The organism is uncultured Campylobacter sp. (genome assembly GCF_938045535.1).
Lineage (GTDB): Bacteria > Campylobacterota > Campylobacteria > Campylobacterales > Campylobacteraceae > Campylobacter_B.
Genome location: NZ_CALIMQ010000109.1, coordinates 1 through 1,912 on the forward strand (window position 1 = coordinate 1; position 1,912 = coordinate 1,912).

2 protein-coding genes are annotated in these 1,912 nt (G+C 49.4%); one reads left to right on the forward strand and one right to left on the reverse strand.

From position 1 onward, the window contains the following. Positions 1 to 188, forward strand: a 188-nt coding sequence (locus tag Q0095_RS03520; RefSeq protein WP_297881401.1) for a hypothetical protein, incomplete at its 5' end; no start/stop codon positions are given. A gap of 435 nt (positions 189 to 623) precedes the next feature. Here Q0095_RS03520 and Q0095_RS03525 read toward each other — a convergent pair. After that, a partial coding sequence (locus Q0095_RS03525) for an N-acetylmuramoyl-L-alanine amidase (RefSeq protein ID WP_297881403.1) occupies positions 624 to 1,912 on the reverse strand: 1,289 nt, incomplete at its 5' end.

A 1,912-nucleotide genomic window follows, 5' to 3' on the forward strand; every position in this document is an offset into this window, starting at 1 on the left:
GCGCATTCATCGAATACGGCGCAGGCATCGGCGCGTTGAAACTATCGCGTTCGCGGCATTATGTAAATATTGCCGCTCTGCGAACATGGCGCGAAATTTTAGGGCGCTACTGCGCCGTTAAGCGTGGCTTGAGCGATACACATACTCATGACTTAAAGCGCAATCCTAATTGCGCGGACGCGGTTTGAAACACGATTCGCATTAGGCGCGACAAAATCGCTATTTTTCGCGCGACTTAAATGCGATTCTGTCGGTAAATTTTACTGCCAGCCGCACTCTGCTGCGTCAAGCGGCGCCAAGTCCGTGCTTTAAAATTTTATGCCAAGCTGCGCTAAAAATTCCGCGTCTAAGCCGTATATATCCCTAACTCGTGGCGCCGCAAGACGCTCCGCAAAATTTACCCGCTATCAGTAAATATTTGGCACGCGGGCGGAATTTTGCGCGCAGCACCGCACGTTTTGCTTTAAATTTAGCGCGGCGGGCTTTAAAATTTTAAATTTACCGCCTCTGCGCTCTGTTTATCCACAAGAGCTATCGCGCCAGCTAAAATTTATCTGCGGAGCAGATCTCGCGCCGAAATAAAATTTTATCTTGCTCGTAAAATCGCGGCGCATAAAATTTTATCACTTGTTTTTCTGAAAGTACGCATCCACGCCGTTTGCGATGCCTTGGGCGATGCGGTCTTGATAGGCGCTTTTGCCTAAATTTTTACCCTCCTGCGGGTGCGTGATGTAGCCCATCTCCACGAGCACCGCGGGCATCGTAGCGCCCACCAGCACCCAAAACGGCGCCTCGCGCACGCCTCCGTCTCTGCTTGAGAAGCTCTTTTTGACCGAGCTTAGCATATAGCTTTGAATATCGATGGCAAGCTTGTTTGAGGATATTATCTTCTCGCGATTTAAGAAATTTAAAAAGGTCTGCTTTGAAAAGGTATTCATATCCTCCAAATCGCCCCTATTTTCGAGCGCGGCGGCGTTTTTACTGCGTTCGCTTCTAGCCGGGCTTAAGAAAAAGGTCTCCACACCGCTCATTTTAAGTGCTGAGCTAGCGTTAGGAGCGGCGTTTGCGTGGATCGAAATAAACATATCAGCATTTCTTTTAGCGGCGAAAGCGGTGCGCGACCTTAAATTTATAAACACGTCGGTGCTGCGCGTATAAAGCACCTTGTATCCCCGCTTGGTAAGCAGCGCACCGAGCTTTTTGGATGTGGCTAGCACGACATTTTTTTCCTTTAGCCCGTTTCCGACCGCGCCAGAATCGCTGCCGCCGTGACCGGGGTCGATTACGATGAGCTTGCCCTTAGTGGATTTGTAAATTTTACCGGCGGCTACGGACGCGGTTTTGGCACCTTGCACATCATCTATCGTGCTGATTTGCGGCTCGCTATCTTGCTCGCGCCCGCGTTTGCGCCCTGATTTTTGATCCTTGTTTTTTTCTGCGCGCGCGGATTTTGCGGCTTTTAAGCCTTCAGCCGTACTTAAAATCATCATATTGCCGTTAATTTCTACGTTTGCATTGAATTCTTTCGGATCACTAAGTACGATGCGCACGGTCTTATCGTTGTATTGTGAGACGCGTACATCGCTAACAAAGCTATCTTTAAGCCGCGTTTTTTGCGATTTTTGCCGCGCGCCAAAATCAATCACGAAGCGAAAATGATCGTTGCTTGCAATGGTGAAATCCTTATAATCGCTCTGCCTTAGATCGCGGTTAAACTCAAGTACGATCTCGTTTTTATCGCCGCGCAGAGAATTTAGAGTAAGTTGGGCGTTTTTGTCCGCTTTTTTGACACTGCTTTTTCTAAGCTCACTGCTTTGATCCGCAACCTCCTCATCCTCGCTTTGCGCGATTGCGTCCTCGCCGCCATCGTCCTCTTGGGCGTCTACGACCTCGTCCGCGCCGTGAGGTCTAG